Raw genomic sequence first — 21,425 nt, 5'->3', positions numbered from 1 at the left:
ACCAGTTATTGAACAGTTGAGCCGAGGATGTATGCGTCTGACTACAAAAGGCCGTTTTGCCGTGACAGCGATGATCGATCTTGCCCTGCGCCAGGGCAAGGGACCGGTCACCTTGTCCGGCATCAGCCAACGCCAGTCGATTTCCCTGTCCTACCTGGAACAGCTGTTCGGCAAGCTGCGCCGGCATGAAATCGTCGAATCGATCCGCGGCCCCGGCGGCGGCTACAGCTTGGCGCGCCGTGCCGACAAGGTGACGGTGGCCGACATCATCATCGCCGTCGACGAACCGCTGGACGCAACGCAGTGCGGCGGCAAGGAACATTGCCACGGCGCCGATGCGACCACCGGTGCGCGCTGCATGACGCATGAATTGTGGTCCACACTCAACGAAAAAATGGTCGATTATCTGGATTCTGTGTCCTTGCAGGACCTGGTCGACCAGCAGAGACAAAAGAATGCCGAGCAAAGCGTGATGGTGATGCACCGTAATCACGCCGCGCTCGGTTGAAACTAAAAATACCAAGTTGCTGATTGCAGGAGTTATTGATGAATGCCCCAGAAAAAAACGTAGGCCAAGTGCACTTTGAAACCGCACCGCATTTTCCGATCTACATGGATTACTCGGCCACCACGCCGATCGATCCACGCGTCGCCGACAAGATGATTCCCTACCTGCGCGAGCAGTTCGGCAATCCGGCATCGCGCAGCCACATGTATGGCTGGACCGCGGAAAAAGCCGTGGAAGAGGCACGCGGCTACGTGGCGGCCCTGGTGAACGCCGATCCGCGCGAAATCATCTGGACTTCCGGCGCAACGGAAAGCAACAACCTGGCCATCAAGGGCGCGGCACAGTTCTACAAGACCAAGGGCAAGCACATCATCACCGTCAAGACCGAGCACAAATCGGTACTCGACACGGTGCGCGAACTGGAACGCATCGGCTTCGAGGCGACGTATCTGGAACCGCAGGACAACGGCCTGATCACCGTCGAGCAGCTGGCCGCGGCCGTGCGCCCGGACACCATCCTCGTGTCGGTGATGTTGGTGAACAACGAAATCGGCGTGATCCAGCCGATCGACGAGATCGGCGTGTTCTGCCGCTCGAAAGGCATCATCTTCCATTGCGACGCCGCGCAAGCGACGGGCAAGGTCGTCATCGACCTGCAAAAGACCAAGGTCGACCTGATGACCTTCACGGCGCACAAAACCTACGGCCCAAAAGGCGTGGGCGCCCTGTACGTCTGCCGCAAGCCGCGCGTGCGCCTGGAAGCGCAGATGCACGGTGGCGGCCACGAGCGCGGCTTGCGCTCGGGCACCCTGCCTACGCACCAGATCGTCGGCATGGGCGAAGCGTTCCGCATCGCCAAGGAAGAAATGGATAGTGAAATCGGCCGCATCAAGGCCTTGCGCGACCGTCTGGCCAAGGGCTTGCAGGAAATCGAAGAAGTTTACATCAACGGCGACATGGAACACCGCGTGCCGCACAACCTGAACGTCAGCTTCAACTACGTCGAAGGCGAGTCGCTGATCATGGCAATCAAGGATATCGCCGTGTCGTCCGGTTCGGCCTGCACCTCGGCCAGCCTGGAGCCATCGTACGTGCTGCGCGCGCTGGGCCGCAGCGACGAACTGGCGCACAGTTCGATCCGCTTCACCATCGGCCGTTTCTCGACCGAAGAAGATATCGACTTTGCCGTGAACCTGCTGAAATCGAAAGTACACAAGCTGCGTGAGCTGTCGCCGCTGTGGGATATGTTTAAAGATGGCATCGACATCAATTCGATCCAATGGGCAGCCCACTAACCAACACCGTGGCCCCGTGAATGGGGCCGGCAAGAATATTTAAGGAGCATCAAAATGGCTTACTCGGACAAAGTACTCGATCACTACGAAAACCCGCGCAACGTGGGCGCTTTCGACAAGGGTGATGACACCATCGGCACCGGCATGGTAGGCGCGCCCGCCTGCGGCGACGTGATGAAACTGCAGATCAAGGTCGGCGCCGATGGCCTGATCGAAGATGCGAAATTCAAGACCTACGGCTGCGGTTCGGCCATCGCGTCGAGCTCGCTGGTGACCGAATGGGTCAAGGGTAAGACCCTGGACCAGGCGCTGGCCATCAAGAATACGCAGATCGCCGAAGAACTGGCCCTGCCGCCAGTGAAAATCCACTGCTCCATTCTGGCGGAAGACGCCATCAAGGCGGCAGTGCTGGACTACCAGACCCGTCATCCGGCTGCGGCCTAAGTTTGCATTCTGCCCCGTGCCGCAAGGCCTGGGGCAGGAGCGGAGAAATACATGATCACACTGACCGAAAAAGCGGCGAAACATATCAACCGCTATATCGAACGGCGCGGCAAGGGCATGGGCCTGCGCTTTGGCGTGCGCACCACGGGCTGCTCGGGCCTGGCCTACAAGCTTGAATATGTCGATGAAGTGGCGGCCGAAGACAGCGTTTTCGAATCGCACGGCGTGAAAGTCTTCGTCGACCCGAAAAGCCTGCCTTACATCGACGGCACGGAACTCGATTTCGCGCGCGAAGGCTTGAACGAAGGCTTCAAGTTCCATAATCCGAACGAAAAAGACGCCTGCGGCTGCGGCGAGTCCTTCAGGATTTAAACAGCTGGCAAGACCCCGGTCGGTGCGCTGTACCCATCGATTGCGGTACAGCGACCACCGACCATTATGCAAAATCACTTCGAATTATTCCAGTTGCCGGCGCAGTTCGGGCTCGACATGAGCGCGCTCGACGCGGCCTACCGCGACGTGCAGGGCAAGGTCCATCCAGACCGTTTCATTAACGCCAGCAGCGCTGAAAAGCGCGTGGCGATGCAATGGGCCACGCGCGCCAATGAAGCCTATCAAACCCTGAAAAGCCCGCAAAAGCGCGCGCAATATCTATGCGAACTCCATGGCGTCGATTTGCAGACGGAATCGAACACGGCCATGCCGGTCAGCTTCCTGATGCAGCAGATGGAATGGCGCGAAGAATTGGGCGACGCGCGGGCCGGCAAGGATGCCGACGCGCTCGACGCCCTGGACCGCCGGCTGCGCGGCGAACGCAAGGCGCTGCTGGCCCAGGTGGCAGCCCAGCTGGATGCCGCCGACTATGTGAATGCCGCGCAAAGCGTGCGCGCCCTGATGTTCCTCGACAAATTCGGCGAAGAAGTCCGTTTTGCATACGAGGCCATGGAAGCCTGACTGACCAAGCGCCAGTCCGGCGCGCGTCTTATAATGCGCGACAGGCATGAGCTGCATCACGCAAAAAATTAATCGAGGCACGAATACAATGGCACTTCTGCAAATTTCCGAACCAGGCATGTCGACCGCGCCGCACCAGCACCGCCTGGCCGTCGGCATCGATCTTGGCACCACAAATTCCCTGGTCGCCACTGTCCGCAACAGCATTCCCGAGGTGCTCAACGACGAAGACGGGCGTTCCTTGCTGCCTTCCGTCGTGCGCTACCTGCCGAACGGCCATGCGAACATCGGCTACAAGGCCCTGTCCGCGCAAACCACCGACCCGAAGAACACCATCGTGTCTGTGAAGCGCTTCATGGGCCGCGGCCTGGCAGACATCGCCTATGCGGAAAACCTGCCCTACGACTTCCAGGATACGCCTGGCATGGTGCAGCTGAAAACCGTGGCCGGCGTGAAAAGCCCCGTCGAAGTGTCGGCGCAAATCCTCGCCACCCTGCGCCAGCGCGCGGAAGACTCGCTGGGCGACGACCTGGTGGGCGCCGTGATCACCGTGCCCGCCTACTTTGACGATGCGCAGCGCCAGGCGACCAAGGATGCGGCGCAGCTGGCCGGCATCAATGTGCTGCGCCTGCTGAGCGAGCCGACGGCCGCCGCCATTGCGTACGGCCTCGACAACGCCTCCGAAGGCGTGTACGCCGTGTATGACCTCGGTGGCGGCACCTTCGACATCTCGATCCTGAAACTGAGCAAGGGCGTCTTTGAAGTGTTGTCCACGGGCGGCGACTCGGCCCTGGGCGGCGACGATTTCGACCGCCGCCTGTTCTGCTGGATCGGCGAGCACGCCAAATTGGCGCCCCTGTCGGACGAAGACACGGCCATCCTGCTGGTGAAAGCGCGCGAGATCAAGGAAACGCTGTCGACCAAGTCGGAAACGATGATCGACGCGGCCCTGAATTCGGGCGAAGAAATCCACCTGCACATCACGGCAACTGAATTTGCCGCCATGACGCAGCACTTGGTGGGCAAGACCATGAACGCCATCAAGAAGGCTTTGCGCGACGCGAACGTGGATGCGGACGATGTCGACGGCGTGGTGATGGTGGGCGGCGCCACGCGCATGCCGCACGTGCAGCGCGCCGTCAGCGAATTTTTCCATACGACGCCGCACGCGAATATCGACCCGGACAAAGTGGTGGCGCTGGGCGCGGCCATCCAGGCGAACTTGTTGGCAGGCAACCGCGCCGCCGGCGACGACTGGCTGCTGCTGGACGTGATCCCGCTGTCGCTGGGCATCGAGACCATGGGCGGCCTGGTGGAAAAGATCATCCCCCGCAATTCGACGATTCCGTGTGCGCGCGCGCAGGAATTCACGACCTTCAAGGATGGCCAGACGGCGCTGGCCGTGCATGTGCTGCAGGGCGAGCGCGAACTGGTGAGCGACTGCCGCTCGCTGGCGCGCTTCGAGCTGCGCGGCATTCCGCCGATGGTGGCGGGCGCCGCGCGCATCCGCATCACGTATCAAGTCGATGCGGATGGCTTGCTGTCGGTCTCGGCACGCGAACTGCGCTCGGGCGTGGAAGCGTCGATCAGCGTCAAGCCGGCCTACGGCCTGGGCGACGACGACATCGCCCGCATGCTGCAGGAGTCCTACACCTCGGCCGACGTCGACATGGTGGCGCGCGCGCTGCGCGAAGAGCAGGTGGAAGCGGAACGCATCGTGCTGGCCACGCAGTCGGCCCTCGATGAAGACGGCGGCTTGCTCGACTCGCTTGAGCGCGCCACCGTGGATGGCTTGATGAGCAAGGTGCGCGACGCCATTGCGCAATCGCAAAGCGGCGCCATCGACCACCAGGCATTGAAACTGGCGATCGAAGCGCTGGCCGACGGCACCGAGGATTTCGCCTCGCGCCGCATGGACCGCAGCGTGCGCACTGCTCTGAAGGGCAAGTCCCTGGATCAAGTCGTGTGAGGACACCTGACCAAACCTACTGCGCGTCGCGCTTTGCGGCCGGCGATGCTCACCGTACTAGAGTACGGTTGCGCTTCTCGGTCACAAATCACTGCCGCTCGCTACGGTTTTGTCAGGTGCTGTAATAGTGTTGATATGCGCGCCGTGTGCCATTGCTGCGGCAGCGCCCCAAATCATTGAAATTGTAGAGGTAATATGCCCCAAATCGTCATTCTGCCGCACGCCAAGCTTTGCCCGGACGGCGCCGTCATCGAAGCCCCGGCCGGCAAGTCCATCTGCGACATCTTGCTGGAAAACGACATCGACATCGAGCACGCCTGCGAAAAATCGTGCGCCTGCACCACTTGCCACGTGCTGGTCCGCGAAGGCATCGAATCCTTGAACGAAGCGACGGAACTGGAAGAAGACATGCTGGACAAGGCCTGGGGCCTGGAAGCCGTGTCGCGCCTGTCGTGCCAGTCCATCGTGGCCGAGGCCGACCTCGTCGTCGAAATCCCGAAATACACGATCAATCAGGTCAGCGAAGGCAGCCACTAATATGGCAACCAAGATGAAATGGTCCGACATTCACCTGATCGCCGAGGCGCTGTACGACGCGCATCCGAACATCGATCCCCTGACCGTGCGTTTCACCGACCTGCATAACTGGGTAGTGGAATTGGACGGCTTTGACGATGACCACACGCGCGGCGGCGAAAAAGTGCTCGAAGCGATACAGATGGCGTGGATCGATGAAGCGCGCTAAGGGCGCGGCGCCCGCCGCCGTGGCTTCCGTGCCGAAAGACATCATCACGGCCGCCAGCAACATGCCTGAGATCAAGGATGGCCAGTCGGTTGCCTTGCTGCAGGAATTGCACATCCTGACGCGCGACGGCAAGATGAACCAGGACAGCCGCCGCAAGCTCAAACAGGTGTATCACCTGACGCAGTTCATCGAGCCGCTGCTGCGCGAATTGAGAGGCGATCATCCCGAGGTTGCCAAACCCTTGTCGCTGGTCGACCACGGCGCCGGCAAGTCCTACCTGGGCTTCATCTTGTACGACCTGTTCTTCAAGAATGGCAATGACGGCTCGCATATCTACGGCATCGAGACGCGCGAAGAGCTGGTGCAGCGCTCGCAGGAACTGGCGAAGAAATTCAAGTTCCCCGGCATGTCGTTTTTGCCGCTGTCCGTGGCCGAATCGACGGAGTCGAGCTTGCTGCCGCAGCAGATCGACATCGTCACCGCCTTGCATGCATGCAACACGGCCACCGATGACGCGATCCATTTCGCCCTGAAGAAAAAGGCGAAGTTCATGGTGCTGGTGCCATGTTGCCAGGCCGAAGTCGCTTCTGTCTTGAAGAAGAACAAGGGCAAGAGCTTGGGCAAGAATGTCTTGACGGAACTGTGGCGCCACCCGCTGCACACGCGCGAGTTCGGCAGCCAGATCACCAACGTGCTGCGCTGTTTGCAACTGGAAGCGCATGGCTACCAGGTCAGCGTGACGGAGCTGGTGGGCTGGGAGCATTCGATGAAGAATGAACTGATCATCGCCAGTTACAAAAACTTGCCGCGCCAGCGCCCGACGGAACGCCTGCAGGAAGTGCTGCAGACGCTGGGCCTGGAAGAGATGGGCCACCGTTTCTTTGCCGAAGAGTTGGCCAAGGCCACCGCGTAAGCTTACGCTGTCGCACACGAGGGGAGGAGCGGGTCGGTTACAATACCGGCTTTCTCCTCCTCTTGCTTTTTGCGCCTCTCCATGACCACACCTATTGAAATGCCCACCGTCCGCCTGGCCAAGCGCCTGTCTGAAGACGTGCCCTGTTCGCGCCGCGAGGCCGAACTGTATATCGAGGGCGGCTGGGTCACGGTCGACGGCGTGTTGGTGGAAGAGTCGGGCGCGCGCGTGGCCGACAATCAAGCGGTGGTGCTGCTGCCGAACGCTACACTGGAAGAAATGCCGCCCGTGACGATCTTGCTGCACAAGCCGGCCGGGATCAATGGTGGCTTGGGCGGCGTGGGCGCGGAAGGCAAGCCGGCCCTGACTTGTTTGCGTCCCGAAGAGCTGTTCACCCCGGAAAATGTACTGCCCAGCGCCGTCACGCGCTTCCTCAGGCGCCATTTGATCGGCCTGACCATTACCAATCCGCTGGAGACCATGGCGTCCGGCCTGCTGGTGTTCACGCAGGATTTCCGCGTGGCCCGCAAGCTGGTCGACGAAGCAAAAACGGTGGAGCAGGAATTCATCGTGGAAGTATCGGGCGACATCATGGAAAACGGCCTGGCGTTGCTGAATCACGGCTTGCCTTTCAATGGCAAGCCTTTGCCGCCGATCAAGGTCAGCTGGCAGAACGAGACGCGCTTGCGCTTCGCCCTGAAAAACGTACAGCCCGGCCAGATCGCCCATATGTGCAAGATGGTGGGGCTGGAAGTGGTCGCCATGAAGCGCTTGCGCATCGGCCGCATCCCGATGGGCGCCATGCCCGTGGGGCAATGGCGTTACTTGCAAGGCTACGAACGCTTCTAAAGCTGCGGCGCCACGATGGCATGGCTTTCCGCAAAGCTTTTCCATAGCCGTTCGGCAATATTCAAGGCGATGGTATCGGCCTTCTCCTGCAGGGCCGGGTTGCCCATGCTCTCGGTCGTGGCAAAGAACAGGGTCAGCCAGTGGCGGAACATGCAGGGCGTGAGGTGTTCCATTTGTGCGTGCTGGGCCAGCGGCTTGCCGTGATAGCGCATGGTGCCGCGCAGCAAGCCTGACCAGAAATCGACCAGTGTTGCCAGATGGGCATCCCAATCCTTGACCTCGGCGGCAAAGATGGGGCCCAGCATGGCGTCGTCGCGCGCGGCCGCATAAAAGGTGTGGACGAGATGCTTGACGTCGTCTTCGCTGCAGACTTCCTCGCGGTAGGGAGCGAAGCGTGTGTGGGGGAGGGGGGCGGTATTATTCATGGCATGCCATGATCGCAGAGCCCCCGTGGCGCTTCAATGACCCAGGTCAAGCCGCGCAAAAACTCAGGCGGCGACTTTCTTCGACTTCTTGGCCGGTGCGGGCAATTGCACGATCTGTGTGCCCACCAGCTTGTCGTGCAGGAATTGCCCATTGCCCGTGAACAGGGCTGTGGCAGACCAGGCCAGGATGCCGATGCCGATGGCGCCCAGGGCTGTCCAGTGCTGCAAATCGAATACATATGACACCAACAGTGCCGGCAGCAGCCACATCCACGACAGGAGGTAGCGGCAGGCGGCCACGCGCAGCGGCACGTGGGCGTGGCCCGCCAGCACCAGTTGCAAACGCCAGGTCTTCATGGCCAGGGTTTGCCCTTCGCGGCTCCACTGATGGATGAAATACGCCCCCATGACGAGGAAGGCCAGGCATTGGCGCATGTGTTCTGTCAACGGTGTGTGCGCGCCCTGCACGGCCAGTTCAAACAGCAGGAAGGGCAGGAATAGCACGGCCAGGGCCAGCAGCGACTCGTACACCATGGAAATCAGGCGGCGCTTGATCGTGGGATGGGTGATGCTGGCGGCAGGCGTGCTATTTGGCATAATTCGGCAGTGGGGCAGGTGGCGTGACGGGGGCTGCGGCAGGATCGGCTGGCGGCACGCTTGCCGCTGCCGGAGCGGGCGGCAGGGAGGGCGCGGCGGTGGACGGTGCTGCAGGCGCGGTGGGCGCCAGGATCACGGCTGGCTTGCTGGTGTTCGAATTGATTGCCGGCACTTTCTCCAGCGGCTTTTTTGGCACCAGTTCCGTTGCCAGCTTTTTCTTTTGATCTTCCGGCAATTGCTGGTATTGCTCCCATTGCGCAGTTTTTTGACCAGGATCAATCTTCTTCGTGCGCGTATAGTTTTCGCGCACCAGGCGGCGCTGTTCCGGCGTCAGCTTGATCCATACACGCATGCGTTCATGCACGCGGGTTTGTTCGTCGGGTGTCATGGAGGCAAAGCGGTTGGCGATATCGAGCCATTTCTGCTTGCGCAAGGCTTCCAGCTTGTTCCATTCGCCCGCCAGCGGCTGCAGGGCTTTCTGCTGCGCGCGCGACAGCTTGTTCCAGGACGGGTTGTCGCTGGCCTTGGGCGGCGTGCCGGCTTTGCCTGCCGTACGGGGCGAGCCGGGCTTGACGGCCGGGGCAGGTGCTACCGCCGTCGCAGGCGTTGCTGCCACGGCGGCGGGAGGCGTCTGGTGCTGGCCTATCCATGCGGCGCCAGCCAGGGCACAGGCACCCAGGCCGATACCGCCAGCCAGCCAGCCTTTGCGTACGCTCAAGCGTGCCATGCTTATTGCTCGCGTTTCGTCAGGTAGGCGTTGAAGCCATGGTCCATATAGGCGGAGAGCGGCAATTCGTCCGACAGCACGGCGGCATCGATTTCTGCCAGTTCGGCAATATGTTGTTCTTGCTCAAACTGATAGATGCCCACCATGCCGCCGACCAGCAGCAACAGCGGGATGATGACGCTCATGCGGCCCAGCCACGACAGCGGCTCGACCAGCAAATGGCTGGCGACGCCGGCGAACACGTTCTGGCGCACGCTAACAGCGGCGGGCGCGTCCGCCTTCTTGCGCGACAGGGCCAGCTTGCGTGCCGCTGCCAGGCGATCGGTGGCCGATGCGGGCAGGTCGTCGAGTTTTTCGTTCAGTGCATGGCGCACTTTGTAAGCGAAATTGAGATCGTCGGTGTTCATAATTTTATTCCCTTGGCTTTCAGCGATTCGGCGAGCGTGTGGGTAGCTCTAGAGCAATGTGTTTTCACGCTACCTTCGGAGCAACCCATCGCTTCCGCTGTTTCAGCCACATCCATGTCCTGCCAGTAACGCATGAGGAAGGCTTCGCGTTGACGTGACGGCAGTTTTTGTACCTCTGCATCAATCAAATCAAGCATTTGCGCGCGTTCGACCTGATCGGCCGACGATTCGGCGGCACTCGATCCCTGTTCCGATTCATACGTGTCAAGTAGTTCAAAATCCTCATGCTCGTCGCCCGAGGGCTTCATGCCGGAAAACAGGCTGACCCAGGTGTTGCGCACTTTTTCACGGCGGAAATAATCAAGTATGGTGTTCTGCAAGATGCGCTGGAACAACATCGGCAGTTCGGCGGCCGGCTTGTCGCCGTATTTCTCGGCCAGCTTGATCATGGCATCTTGCACGATGTCGAGTGCCGATTCTTCCTTGCGGACCGCGTAGGCGGCTTGCTTGAAAGCGCGCCGCTCGACATTTTCTAGAAAGTCGGATAATTCTTTGTCTGTTGCCATGCGGTATGGGGGATCTTAGCGGCTGCGGGTGCGGTGGGCGAATTGGGGCGGGTATGCTTTTTGCATCCCTGTGCATGCTAGCAAAAAATGTGCGTTTCCGCAGGGTTTTTGCACGTCGTGCGAGCAAAAATGCAGCGAGGCCGACATTTTCCTTGACCATAATGGTGCAACGCGATAACGTATGGGACGCTTTGAACACCCCAAAGCCCTATGGTCAAGTCGCGACCGGCACACAAGGCCATCCGCGGCAAGACGCGCTTTCATTTGTAGGCAGTTTGTTCTAACCCGTGCCACAAGCGCGAGCGGTTCGTACAGGCGCCACAGAAACTCCGGCCAAACGAGTTGCGTTAAGCGTTGTTTTGTAAGGTATCTATGGGTGCCCAAAGAAATGTCGTGACCGCATGAAAAGGGAAGCAGGAGCACTGTCGCGCACAGCGAACTTCGTCAGGAAAGAACATCCGATCAATCTCCAATGGACCTTGAAAGGAATGTTTCATGAATACCGAAGCAGCAGCAGGACCTATCACCGGCGCAGAAATTGTCGTGCGCTGTCTGGCTGAAGAGGGCGTCGAGCACGTCTTTGGATACCCGGGCGGAGCCGTACTCTACATCTACGACGCCATTTTCCAGCAAAACAAATTCCAGCATATTCTGGTACGCCATGAGCAGGCCGCCATCCACGCCGCCGATGCCTATTCGCGCAGCTCGAACAAAGTCGGTGTCGCCATTGTCACGTCCGGTCCGGGTGTCACGAATGCCGTCACGGGCTTGTCGACCGCGTACATGGACTCGATTCCCATGGTCGTGATCTCCGGCCAGGTGCCGAGCCACGCCATCGGCCAGGACGCGTTCCAGGAATGCGACACGGTCGGCATCACGCGCCCCGTGGTCAAGCACAACTTCCTCGTCAAGGACGTCAAGGACTTGGCAGCAACGATCAAGAAAGCTTTCTTCATCGCCCGTACCGGCCGTCCGGGACCCGTGCTGGTCGATATCCCCAAGGATATCAGCATGCACAAATGCCATTTCGACTATCCGAAGGAAGTCGAAATGCGTTCCTACCGTCCCGTCGACAAGGGCCACTCGGGCCAGATCCGCAAGGCCGTGCAGCTGTTGCTGCAAGCCGAACGCCCGATGATCTACACGGGCGGCGGCGTGATCCTGGCGAATGCGGCCCCCGAGCTGAACAAGCTGGTCGACCGGCTGGGTTTCCCGTGCACCAACACCTTGATGGGCTTGGGTGGCTACCGCGCCTCGAGCGAGCAGTATGTCGGCATGCCCGGCATGCACGGCACCTATGAAGCGAACATGGCGATGCAGAACTGCGACGTCCTGATCGCCATCGGCGCCCGTTTCGATGACCGCGTGATCGGCAACCCGAAACATTTTGCCTCGCATCCGCGCAAGATCATCCACGTGGACATCGACCCATCGTCGATTTCCAAGCGCGTGAAGGTTGACATTCCCATCGTCGGCAACGTCAAGGATGTGTTGATCGAATTCCTCGCGCAACTGGACGCGGCCGAAGCCAAGCCGAACGTCAATGCATTGAGTAACTGGTGGAAGCAGATCGCCGAATGGCGTGGCCGCGAATGCCTGAAATACCCGACCTCCGACCTGGTCATCAAGCCGCAATCGGTGGTGGAAAAAGTGTTCCAGCTCACCAAGGGCGATGCTTTTATCACTTCCGACGTGGGCCAGCACCAGATGTGGGCAGCGCAGTACTATGGTTTCGACAAGCCGCGCCGCTGGATCAATTCCGGCGGCCTGGGCACCATGGGTGTCGGCTTGCCGTATGCCATGGGCGTGCAGATGGCCAATCCGGACGCCACCGTCGCTTGTATTACCGGCGAAGGCTCGATCCAGATGTGCATCCAGGAACTCGCCACGTGCAAGCAGTATCATTTGACGCCGAAGATCATCATGCTCAACAACCGATTCCTCGGCATGGTACGCCAGTGGCAGGAAATCGATTACGGTTCGCGCTATTCCGAGTCGTACATGGATTCGCTGCCCGACTTCGAAAAGCTGGCCGAAGCTTATGGCCACGTGGGCATGAAAATTGAAAAACCGGGCGACGTTGACGGTGCCCTGAAAGAGGCGTTTGGCATGAAAGACAGGCTGGTATTCATGAACTTCATTACCGACCAGTCCGAAAACGTGTGGCCAATGGTGAAAGCCGGCAAGGGCCTGTCCGAAATGATGCTCGGTTCGGAGGATCTCTAATCATGCGCCATATTATTTCTGTCTTGCTGGAAAACGAAGCGGGCGCCCTGTCGCGCGTGGTGGGCCTGTTCTCTGCACGCGGCTACAACATCGAAACCTTGACGGTGGCGCCGACGGAAGACTCGACCCTGTCGCGCATGACCATCGTCACCAGCGGTTCGGACGACATCATCGAGCAAATCACCAAGCACTTGAACCGCCTCATCGAAGTGGTGAAAGTGGTGGACCTGACCGAAGGCCAGCATATCGAACGCGAGTTGATGCTGATCAAGGTTCGTGCCGTGGGCAAGGAGCGCGAAGAAATGAAGCGCACCGCCGATATCTTCCGTGGCCGCATCATCGATGTCACCGAAAAGACGTACACGATCGAACTGACCGGCAACAAGGTCAAGCTCGACGCGTTCATCGATTCGATCGACCGCGCCGCCATCCTGGAAACCGTCCGCACCGGTGGTTCCGGCATCGGCCGCGGTGAACGCATCCTCAAAGTATAAAAGCACACAGCAGCACTACGCGGCCCTGGCGCCGCATTTAAAACAACAACGCATCATCAAATTATAGGAAATACCATGAAAGTTTTTTACGACAAAGACGCTGACCTCTCCTTGATCAAAGGCAAAAACGTTGCCATCATCGGCTACGGTTCGCAAGGCCACGCGCACGCACAAAACCTGAACGATTCGGGCGTCAACGTCACCGTCGGCCTGCGCAAGGGCGGCGCTTCATGGACAAAGGTCGAGCAAGCCGGCTTGAAAGTGGCGGAAGTCAACGACGCCGTGAAAGCGGCCGACGTCATCATGATCTTGCTGCCAGATGAAAACATCGCCCAGGTCTACAACGAAAATATCGCCCCGTTCGCCAAGCAAGGCGCCGTGCTGGCCTTCGCCCACGGCTTCAATGTGCATTACGGCCAAGTCGTGCCACGTGCCGACCTGGACGTCATCATGGTCGCACCGAAAGCCCCGGGCCACACCGTGCGCGCCACCTACACCCAGGGTGGCGGCGTGCCCCACCTGATCGCCGTGTACCAGGACAAATCGGGCATCGCCCGCGATATCGCCCTGTCGTACGCGTCGGCCAATGGCGGCGGCCGGGCCGGCATCATCGAAACGAATTTCCGTGAAGAAACCGAAACGGACTTGTTCGGCGAACAGGCCGTGTTGTGCGGCGGCGCCGTGGAACTGATCAAGGCTGGTTTCGAAACCCTGACGGAAGCTGGTTACGCGCCAGAAATGGCCTACTTCGAGTGCTTGCACGAACTGAAACTGATCGTCGACCTGATCTATGAAGGCGGCATCGCCAACATGAATTACTCGATCTCGAACAACGCCGAATACGGCGAATACGTGACCGGCCCGAAAATCGTGACCTCGGCCACCAAGGATGCGATGCGTCAATGCCTGAAAGATATCCAGACGGGCGAATACGCGAAGAGCTTCATCCTGGAAAACAAGGCAGGCGCACCGACCCTGATCTCGCGCCGTCGTTTGACGTCCGAGCACCAGATCGAAGAAGTGGGCGCGAAACTGCGCGCCATGATGCCTTGGATCGCCAAGAACAAGATGGTTGACCAGTCGAAAAACTAAGCAGTCTGCTGCACAGCAAAGCCGGCGCAAGCCGGCTTTTTTTTCGTCTGAGCCGATCACGGCGGGAATATGCGTATATTTAAATATTTCTTTTTGTTATTATTGCCTCCCAGAATTTTTTAGGATCAGTATCGTGAATGCCGTCAATGCCTTGCGTCGCCGTCCCATGTCCCTCGGCATTATTACCTTCCTCATGCTGTGGGGTTCCGTGGTTGCCGCGCTTGAGTTGCTGGCGCAGGGTGCGTTGCCGACATCGCTGCGTTACACCATGTTTTGCGGCGGCATCATCAACGTGGTGGCAGCGGTCGCCATGCTCAAGAGACTCAACTGGGGCCGGCTGCTGTATGTGGGCTGGAATGTGGCCGCTGGCGTCATAGGTTTGGCCAGCGTACCGGACAAAGCGGCGCTGCTGCCTGGTTTGGCGGCGTTTGCCATTTTTTCATTCTTTCTCTTTCGTCCCAGCGTCAATACCTATTTCCGCAGCTTGAACGCGGCGAACGATGCCTGAGCGTCGCCTTCGCCCATGAATGGGCTGGACTGCAAGCCAGGTCTCCATCAGGTGTCTGGCTTTTTTCTTGCGCGCACGTTTTTCGCCCGCCTCCTATATAATTCCGCCCTTCCTTTGCAGTTTCCTATGGACTGCATCTGTTTCGGTATCTGCCGACCGCAACGCGCATCACCGCTTTCGTAGCACGCCAGGCGCTAGTTTTTTAGCCACCTGCGCAAGCTGAAGGACCCCCCCATGACTGACCGTATCACCGCCACGGCGCCCTCACAGGCTGCTGTTGACTCTTCCATTCCCATCCTGGCCTTGCTGGCCCTGGCCATGACGGCGTTTCTTGCCCTCCTGTCGGAAACCTTGCCGGCCGGTTTGCTGCCGCAGATCGCCCGGGACCTTAATATTTCCGAAGTCATGACGGGCCAGCTGGTGACCATGTACGCCATCGGCTCCATATTGACGGCGATTCCCCTGACGGCGCTCACCAGCACCTGGCGCCGGCGCAATGTATTGCTGCTGGCCATCATCGGCTTCTTGATCTTCAATACGGCGACGGCCCTGGCGCCCAACTACATCGTCGCCCTCGTCTCGCGCTTCGTGACGGGCATGGCTGCCGGGCTGGCCTGGGGCTTGATGGCTGGCTACGCGCGCCGCATGGTGAGCGCCGAGCAGCAGGGCAGGGCGATGGCCATTGCCATGATCGGCACGCCGCTGGCCCTGTCGCTGGGCGTGCCGTTGGGCACCCTGATGGGCGGCGTGCTGGGCTGGCGCAGCATCTTCGGCATCATGTCCGGCCTGGCCGTGGTGCTGGTCGCGTGGGTGTTGCTGGTCGTGCCCGATTATCCGGGGCAAAAGAATGGCGAACGCCTGTCGATCCGTCAGGTGTTCGTGACGCCGGGCGTGCGGCCGATTCTGTTTGTTATCGTCGCCTGGATGCTGGCGCATAACATTTTATATACGTACATCGCACCGTTCCTGGCGCCGTCCGGCTTGCGTCCCCGCGTCGACCTGGTGCTGCTTGTGTATGGCGTGGGTTCGCTGGCCGGCATCTGGCTGGTCAGCCAACTGATCGACCGCTGGCTGCGCCCGCTCGTGCTGGGCTGCATCGCCGCCTTTGCTCTGGTGGTGGTGGCGCTGGGACTGGCGATGGACTCGCCGGTCGTCATCTATGTCAGCATGGCCATCTGGGGCATCACCTTCGGCGGCGCGGGCACCTTGCTGCAGACGGCGTCGGCGGACGCGGCCGGCGACGGCATGGATGTGGCGCAAGCGATGGTGGCGACCATCTGGAACGTGGCCATCGCGGGCGGCGGCCTGGCGGGCGGCATGCTGCTCGACGGCTATGGCGCGGCATCCTTCCCGTTGGCCATGCTGGCCTTGCTGCTGGTGGCATTGACTATCGCCTGGCGCGCGCATCGCCACAGTTTCAAGCCGGGCCGGCGCAGTGGCAGCGCGGTGGTAGGTCACTAATAACATTGTTATTTTTAATGTCAGTGTGTTGAGATGTGAGCAGATGTGACTGGTCAGCACATTTTGTGACGATTTGTTAATTTGCGCCACAGGAATGAATGAGGCGTTAGAATCTACACAGTTTGACAAGTTTCTCAGGCGAAACGGGGTGGCCCCCCCCTTCGCGGACTGTCAGCCACATTAACTACCTAGGAGTACCCCATGACCGTGATGAAATCCCTGCTTGTTGCCGCCGCAGCCACCGTTGCCCTGAGCGCGCAAGCCCACGCACAAGCTCAAACCTTGCCAACCAACGGCACCCTGGTGGTCGTACCCGCATTTGGCGAAGTCAAGCATGTCAATGACCAGGTGGTCGCTACCCTGGCCGTGGAAGAGCAGGACAAGGACAAGGCTGCCGCCGCGTCGCGCGTGAACCAGAAGATGAATAAGGGCATCGCCATCGTCAAGCAGGCCGATCCGTCGGCGGCACTCAAATCGTATGGCTATTACACTTATCCCGTCTATCCAGAAGAGCGTCCGCTGCCGGCGGGCGCTGTCGCCAAGCCGCGTTTGCCAACGGCCTGGAGAGTTGGCCAGTACCTGGAAGTGACGACGGCCAATCTGGCGTCCTTGCCAAAAACCGTGTCGGCGGCGCAAGGCGTGCTGACCCTGAATGGCTTGAATTTCGGTCTGAAACCGGAAACCATCCGTCTGCTGGACGACCAGCGCATCGCTGCCACGTATAAAAACCTCAATGAGCGCGTGGCCGCCATCGCCAAGGCCATGGGTCGTAACGTCTCCGACGCCGTGCTCGATACGGTGGACTTCGAAGGTTCGGGCAACTACGCCACCGAAAGCCGTCCTGCCGCCGCACCGATGATGATGCGCAGCGCCAAGATGGCCGAAGACAGCACCGTTGCCGAGCCGAGCTTCGAGCCGGGCGAAACCACCCTCGACATGCGTGTCGTCGGCAAGGTCAAGTTCAAGTAAGCTGAAGTCAGCGCGCCAGCGTGGAAATATTTCCGCGTTAGCATGTTTTAAAAAATCATGGGGCTGTTGGCCCCATGGTCGTTTTTGCCCCATTATTTTCCAGGAGAACACCATGACCGTCATGAAATCGATGCTGGCTGCCGCCGTTGTTGTTACTGTCGCTACCGTTGCCCTGAGCGCACAAGCCCAAACCTTGCCTACCTCCGGCACCCTCGTGGTGGTGCCCGCGAATGGCGAAGTGGTGCATGCGAACGACCAGGTGACCGTCACCCTGGCCATCGAAGAGCAGGACAAGGACAAGGCCGCTGCCGCCTCGCGCGTCAACCAGAAGATGAACCAGGGCGCGGACATCGTCAAGAAAGCCGATCCGCAAGCCGTGCTGAAGACCCAGGGCTACTACACGTATGCCGTGTACCCGGAAACGGCGCCCTTGCCGCCAGGCACCGTCGCCAAGCCGCGTGTGCCGACCGGCTGGCGCGTGGGCCAGTACTTGCAGGTGACGACGACGAATCTGACCGCCTTGCCGAAGACAGTGTCTGCGGCGCAAGGCGTGCTGACCCTGAACCGTTTGAATTTTGGCCTGGCGCCCGCCACCATCCGCAAGCTCGACGATCAGCGCATCGCCGCCGCTTACAAGAACCTCAACGAGCGCGTGGCCGCCATCGCCGGCGCCATGGGCCGCAATGTCAATGACGCCGTGATCGATACCATCGATTTCGAAGGTTCGGGCAACTACGCGCAGCGCGCCAACATGGCAGGTGCGCGCGCCATGAGCGCCGACTCGGTGGGCTATGGCGGCAACCAGGTAGCCGAACCGAGCTTTGAGGCGGGCGAAACGACCCTGAATATGGGCCTGGTGGCGAAAATACGCTTCAAATAAAGCTTGAATGGGCGGCAATATTGTCAGCTTGATGCTGCCGCGCTTTTCTTTGGCGGTGGCTCCTCTATAATGGCAGGATCGGCGCGCGCATGGTGTAATGGCCGTGCGCCCGTCATCTGGCGCCGAATCCCCGGCAGTACACAAGATATGGAACAACATGGCAAACTTCCCCCGTCGTAGAGGCAAGAACGGCAACCCCGCAGTCTCCAAAGCGTCCCGCTTCAGCAAATTCGTGCGCCAGCCGGTCAACGATGGTACTGGCAAGAAAACCTTGCGCCGCCGCGGCATCTATCTGTTGCCGAATGCTTTCACGACGGCAGCCCTGTTTTGCGGCTTCTACGCCATCGTCATGGCCATGAACCAGAAATTCGAACACGCGGCCTGGGCCATCTTCATCGCCATGATCCTCGATGGCCTCGACGGCCGCATCGCGCGCCTGACGAATACGCAGAGCGAATTCGGCGCCCAGTACGACAGCCTGTCCGACATGGTGTCGTTTGGCGCCGCGCCGGCGCTGGTGATCTATGAATGGTCGCTGCGCGGCATGGGTAAGCTGGGCTGGCTGGCGGCCTTCGTGTATTGCGCAGGCGCCGCCCTGCGCCTGGCCCGCTTCAACACAAATATCCAGGTCGTCGACAAGCGCTTCTTCCAGGGCTTGCCCAGCCCGGCGGCAGCGGCCATGGTGGCCGGCTTCATTCTGCTGATGAATGACCTAGAGTTTGCCGGCAACCAACTGGCCTGGGTCTCGTGGACGATTGCCCTGTTCGCCGGCCTCACCATGGTCACGAATGTGCCGTTTTACAGTTTCAAGGATGTGAATTTCCGCAAGTCCGTGCCCTTCATCGTGGTATTCCTGCTGGCATTGTTCTTCGCGCTCATTTCCATCGACCCGCCGAAAGTGCTGTTCCCGATTTTCGTCGCCTATGGCCTGTCCGGCTACGCCGTGTTTTTCTGGCGCATGGCGAAGGGCAAGCCCGTCAGCATCATCCAGACCGACCCCGAGCATTGATGCGCTGAGTCGGTAGCGTCGCCAGTCTTCAGCCAGCCAGGAGCAGCCATGAACACCAGCAACCGACTCATCATTTTTGACACCACCTTGCGCGACGGCGAGCAATCGCCGGGCGCCTCCATGACGCGCGAGGAAAAGCTACGCATCGCCAAGCAGCTCGAGCGCATGAAGGTCGACGTGATCGAAGCGGGCTTCGCCGCCGCCTCGCAGGGCGACTTCGAGTCGATACGGGCGATTGCGGGCGCCGTGCGCGAGTCCACCATCTGCTCGCTGTCGCGCGCCAACGACCGCGACATCGCCCGCGCCGCCGAAGCCCTGCAACCGGCTGAGCGCAAGCGCATCCATACTTTTATTGCCACTTCGCCCCTGCACATGCAGATGAAGCTGCGCATGACGCCAGAGCAAGTCTTGCTGCAGGCGCAAAACGCCGTGCGGTACGCGCGCCAGTTCACGGACGACATCGAATTCAGCCCCGAAGACGGCAGCCGCTCCGACGAGGATTTTTTGTGCCGCGTGCTGGAAGCCGTGATCGCCGAAGGCGCCACCACCATCAATTTCCCCGATACGGTCGGTTACGCCGTGCCTGAAATCTTTGGCAATACCATCAAGCGCTTGCGCGAACGCATACCGAATTCAGATAAAGCCATCTGGTCTGTGCATTGTCATAACGACCTGGGCCTGGCTGTCGCCAATTCGCTGGCCGGCGTCATGATTGGCGGCGCGCGCCAGATCGAGTGCACCATCAACGGCCTTGGAGAGCGAGCCGGCAACACGGCGCTGGAAGAAGTGGTGATGGCGCTGCGCACGCGCGCCGCCTATTACAACTTGACGGTGGGCATCGACACCACGCAAATCGTGGCGACCTCGAAAATGGTGTCGCAAATTACGGGCTTTGCCGTGCAGCCGAACAAGGCCGTCGTGGGCGCGAACGCCTTTGCGCACGCGTCCGGCATCCACCAGGATGGCATCTTGAAAGCGCGCGAGACGTATGAAATCATGCGCGCCGAAGACGTGGGCTGGGCGGCCAACAAGATCGTGTTGGGCAAGCTGTCGGGCCGCAATGCCTTCAAGCAGCGGCTGCACGAACTGGGCATCGCGCTGGCATCGGAGGCGGAAGTCAACGCGGCCTTCCTGCGCTTCAAGGAGCTGGCGGACCGGAAATCCGAGATTTTCGATGAAGATATCATGGCCCTCGTCAGCGAGGAACAGCAGGCGCAGGAGAGTGAGCACTACCGTTTTATTGCGCTGACGCAGCAATCGACGACGGGTGCCGTGCCCCATGCGCGCGTGGAATTTCTCGTCGGCGGCGTGCAACGCAGCTGCGAAGGGCAGGGCGACGGCCCCGTCGACGCTACCGTCAACGCCATCGAAAGCGCAGCCGCCAGCGGCGCAGAGCTGGTCTTGTTCTCCGTCAACGCCATCAGCACGGGCACGCAGTCGCAGGGCGAAGTCACGATGCGTTTGTCGCGCGACGGACGCATCGTCAATGGCGTGGGTGCCGACCCCGACATCATCGTCGCGTCGGCCAAGGCGTATTTGTCGGCCCTCAATAAACTGCACGCCAAGGACGAGCGTATCAACCCGCAGCCGTAGTAAAGGACGCCTGATTAAACCTACTGCGCGTCGCGCTTTGCGGCCGGCGATGCTCACCGTGCTCTAGCACGGCTGCGCTTCTCGGCCACAAATCACTGCCGCTCGCTACGGTTTTATCAGGCGTCGTTACGCCGGTAATGTTTTACCAGAAAAAGCGCCGCTCTTCCTTGGCCGGATCGGGGCCGTTCATCATCATGCGCACGATGCCGTCGTGGTCGAAGTGCACGTGCATCATGGAATCCCAGACGCCCGATTCCTTGTAGCGGTAAGACCAGACGTAGAGCTTGGGTAGCGCCAGATACGATTTTTCCGTCGGGCGACCCAGGGTGTGCAACACGTCTTGCTGAGTCGACACGCCCACCTTGATGCGGGCAAAGCCTGGCGTGTCGAGTACTTGCTCGTAGGAAATTAACTTGTCGTCGGGGCCGAAGCGGGCCATATACGTGTACTGGCCGTACGGCCCCGTAGCGTATTCCAGTTCCGGGCCCGTGGGCAATGAGTAGATGGCCGTCGGCCGGCCCAGGCGCGCTTCCACGGCGGCGCGCGGCTCGCCCGGCTGGGGCGGCGGGACGTTCCAGCTGGCGCAGCCGGCCAGCGCGGCAAACAGCAGCGGTGTTGCCAAATTGAGCAGTTTTTTCATGTTTGACCTCCTGAAATGCAGGAAAAACCTATCATGCGCCGAGAAAAGCCCGCACGACAGGATACAGGCGGGCTTTTTTCCGATATACTTGCGCGTCTGGTTGGAAGCATAGACCAGTATTTTAATAATCGTAGTTCACGGTGGATAGGGTTCA

General features: G+C 60.1%; 25 protein-coding genes. 19 read left to right on the top strand and 6 right to left on the bottom strand.

Translation table 11 applies throughout. From position 1 onward, the window contains the following. Positions 1–31 precede the first annotated feature (31 nt). From iscR to ACP7DE_RS02770, 10 genes are all read left to right on the top strand, one after another. Positions 32–508, top strand: coding sequence for a Fe-S cluster assembly transcriptional regulator IscR (iscR, locus tag ACP7DE_RS02815; protein ID WP_426070639.1), 477 nt, complete (start codon positions 32–34; stop codon positions 506–508). A 38-nt stretch (positions 509–546) separates the two neighbouring features. Further along, entirely contained in the window at positions 547–1,803 is a 1,257-nt protein-coding gene (locus ACP7DE_RS02810; protein WP_426070638.1) for an IscS subfamily cysteine desulfurase, read from the top strand. A 54-nt stretch (positions 1,804–1,857) separates the two neighbouring features. Beyond that, complete coding sequence (gene iscU, locus ACP7DE_RS02805) at positions 1,858–2,247, top strand: Fe-S cluster assembly scaffold IscU (protein WP_116745102.1); 390 nt, start codon at positions 1,858–1,860, stop codon at positions 2,245–2,247. A 51-nt stretch (positions 2,248–2,298) separates the two neighbouring features. Continuing rightward, positions 2,299–2,619: an iron-sulfur cluster assembly protein IscA gene (iscA, locus tag ACP7DE_RS02800; RefSeq protein ID WP_010399774.1), complete on the top strand. Its 321-nt coding sequence runs from the start codon at positions 2,299–2,301 to the stop codon at positions 2,617–2,619. Between the two features lie 66 nt (positions 2,620–2,685). Continuing rightward, entirely contained in the window at positions 2,686–3,201 is a 516-nt protein-coding gene (hscB, locus tag ACP7DE_RS02795) for a Fe-S protein assembly co-chaperone HscB (RefSeq protein WP_426070637.1), read from the top strand. 88 nt (positions 3,202–3,289) lie between these two features. Continuing rightward, a complete protein-coding gene (gene hscA / locus ACP7DE_RS02790) occupies positions 3,290–5,170 on the top strand; it encodes a Fe-S protein assembly chaperone HscA (RefSeq protein WP_426070636.1) in 1,881 nt (626 codons plus the stop codon). Between the two features lie 195 nt (positions 5,171–5,365). Beyond that, positions 5,366–5,707, top strand: coding sequence for an ISC system 2Fe-2S type ferredoxin (gene fdx, locus ACP7DE_RS02785; protein WP_034750070.1), 342 nt, complete (start codon positions 5,366–5,368; stop codon positions 5,705–5,707). Positions 5,708–5,720: 13 nt separating this feature from the next. Then, complete coding sequence (gene iscX, locus ACP7DE_RS02780) at positions 5,721–5,915, top strand: Fe-S cluster assembly protein IscX (RefSeq protein ID WP_426070635.1); 195 nt, start codon at positions 5,721–5,723, stop codon at positions 5,913–5,915. Beyond that, positions 5,902–6,828 carry a class I SAM-dependent methyltransferase gene (locus ACP7DE_RS02775; protein ID WP_426070634.1) on the top strand — a complete coding sequence of 309 codons (927 nt, stop codon included), beginning with the start codon at positions 5,902–5,904 and terminating at the stop codon, positions 6,826–6,828. The genes iscX and ACP7DE_RS02775 overlap by 14 nt, the downstream gene beginning before the upstream one ends. A gap of 81 nt (positions 6,829–6,909) precedes the next feature. Then, complete coding sequence (locus tag ACP7DE_RS02770; RefSeq protein WP_426070633.1) at positions 6,910–7,677, top strand: rRNA pseudouridine synthase; 768 nt, start codon at positions 6,910–6,912, stop codon at positions 7,675–7,677. Here ACP7DE_RS02770 and ACP7DE_RS02765 read toward each other — a convergent pair. From ACP7DE_RS02765 to ACP7DE_RS02745, 5 genes are all read right to left on the bottom strand, one after another. After that, the gene (locus tag ACP7DE_RS02765; protein ID WP_426070632.1) at positions 7,674–8,102 is read right to left on the bottom strand and encodes a group III truncated hemoglobin; all 429 of its coding nucleotides are present in this window, start codon (positions 8,100–8,102) and stop codon (positions 7,674–7,676) included. The two genes, ACP7DE_RS02770 and ACP7DE_RS02765, sit on opposite strands and share 4 nt — an antisense overlap. A gap of 63 nt (positions 8,103–8,165) precedes the next feature. After that, a complete protein-coding gene (locus ACP7DE_RS02760; protein WP_426070631.1) occupies positions 8,166–8,699 on the bottom strand; it encodes an RDD family protein in 534 nt (177 codons plus the stop codon). Beyond that, the gene (locus tag ACP7DE_RS02755; protein WP_426070630.1) at positions 8,689–9,426 is read right to left on the bottom strand and encodes a DUF3106 domain-containing protein; all 738 of its coding nucleotides are present in this window, start codon (positions 9,424–9,426) and stop codon (positions 8,689–8,691) included. Before ACP7DE_RS02755 ends, ACP7DE_RS02760 begins: the two co-directional genes overlap by 11 nt. A gap of 2 nt (positions 9,427–9,428) precedes the next feature. Further along, positions 9,429–9,833, bottom strand: coding sequence for a DUF3619 family protein (locus ACP7DE_RS02750; RefSeq protein ID WP_426070629.1), 405 nt, complete (start codon positions 9,831–9,833; stop codon positions 9,429–9,431). Further along, positions 9,830–10,399 carry an RNA polymerase sigma factor gene (locus ACP7DE_RS02745; protein ID WP_426070628.1) on the bottom strand — a complete coding sequence of 190 codons (570 nt, stop codon included), beginning with the start codon at positions 10,397–10,399 and terminating at the stop codon, positions 9,830–9,832. Before ACP7DE_RS02745 ends, ACP7DE_RS02750 begins: the two co-directional genes overlap by 4 nt. A 495-nt stretch (positions 10,400–10,894) precedes the next feature. Here ACP7DE_RS02745 and ACP7DE_RS02740 point away from each other — a divergent pair, with 495 nt between their 5' ends. From ACP7DE_RS02740 to ACP7DE_RS02700, 9 genes are all read left to right on the top strand, one after another. Then, positions 10,895–12,625: an acetolactate synthase 3 catalytic subunit gene (locus tag ACP7DE_RS02740; RefSeq protein ID WP_071076340.1), complete on the top strand. Its 1,731-nt coding sequence runs from the start codon at positions 10,895–10,897 to the stop codon at positions 12,623–12,625. Positions 12,626–12,627: 2 nt separating this feature from the next. Beyond that, positions 12,628–13,119, top strand: a complete 492-nt coding sequence (ilvN, locus tag ACP7DE_RS02735) for an acetolactate synthase small subunit (protein WP_010399754.1) — start codon at positions 12,628–12,630, stop codon at positions 13,117–13,119. 75 nt (positions 13,120–13,194) lie between these two features. Then, positions 13,195–14,211 carry a ketol-acid reductoisomerase gene (ilvC, locus tag ACP7DE_RS02730; protein ID WP_426070627.1) on the top strand — a complete coding sequence of 339 codons (1,017 nt, stop codon included), beginning with the start codon at positions 13,195–13,197 and terminating at the stop codon, positions 14,209–14,211. Beyond that, a complete protein-coding gene (locus ACP7DE_RS02725) occupies positions 14,192–14,719 on the top strand; it encodes a hypothetical protein (RefSeq protein ID WP_426070626.1) in 528 nt (175 codons plus the stop codon). The genes ilvC and ACP7DE_RS02725 overlap by 20 nt, the downstream gene beginning before the upstream one ends. A gap of 234 nt (positions 14,720–14,953) precedes the next feature. Beyond that, positions 14,954–16,180, top strand: a complete 1,227-nt coding sequence (locus ACP7DE_RS02720) for an MFS transporter (protein ID WP_426070625.1) — start codon at positions 14,954–14,956, stop codon at positions 16,178–16,180. A gap of 201 nt (positions 16,181–16,381) precedes the next feature. Further along, complete coding sequence (locus ACP7DE_RS02715; RefSeq protein ID WP_426070624.1) at positions 16,382–17,149, top strand: SIMPL domain-containing protein; 768 nt, start codon at positions 16,382–16,384, stop codon at positions 17,147–17,149. 112 nt (positions 17,150–17,261) lie between these two features. Then, positions 17,262–18,029 carry an SIMPL domain-containing protein gene (locus ACP7DE_RS02710; RefSeq protein WP_426070623.1) on the top strand — a complete coding sequence of 256 codons (768 nt, stop codon included), beginning with the start codon at positions 17,262–17,264 and terminating at the stop codon, positions 18,027–18,029. Positions 18,030–18,186: 157 nt separating this feature from the next. Then, positions 18,187–19,038 (top strand): CDP-diacylglycerol--serine O-phosphatidyltransferase, encoded by an 852-nt coding sequence (gene pssA, locus ACP7DE_RS02705; protein WP_426070622.1) that lies wholly within the window; start codon positions 18,187–18,189, stop codon positions 19,036–19,038. A gap of 48 nt (positions 19,039–19,086) precedes the next feature. Further along, positions 19,087–20,631, top strand: coding sequence for a 2-isopropylmalate synthase (locus ACP7DE_RS02700; RefSeq protein ID WP_426070621.1), 1,545 nt, complete (start codon positions 19,087–19,089; stop codon positions 20,629–20,631). A gap of 142 nt (positions 20,632–20,773) precedes the next feature. Here the strand turns inward: ACP7DE_RS02700 and bamE are convergent, their stop codons facing one another. Then, positions 20,774–21,271 (bottom strand): outer membrane protein assembly factor BamE domain-containing protein, encoded by a 498-nt coding sequence (gene bamE, locus ACP7DE_RS02695; protein WP_426070620.1) that lies wholly within the window; start codon positions 21,269–21,271, stop codon positions 20,774–20,776. Positions 21,272–21,425 lie beyond the last annotated feature (154 nt).

The organism is Janthinobacterium sp. DSP2-3-3 (assembly GCF_049897325.1).
Classification (GTDB): Bacteria; Pseudomonadota; Gammaproteobacteria; order Burkholderiales; family Burkholderiaceae_D; genus Janthinobacterium.
The sequence above is the reverse complement of the archived record's forward strand: the minus strand, read 5'-3'. Positions and strand labels throughout refer to the sequence as shown.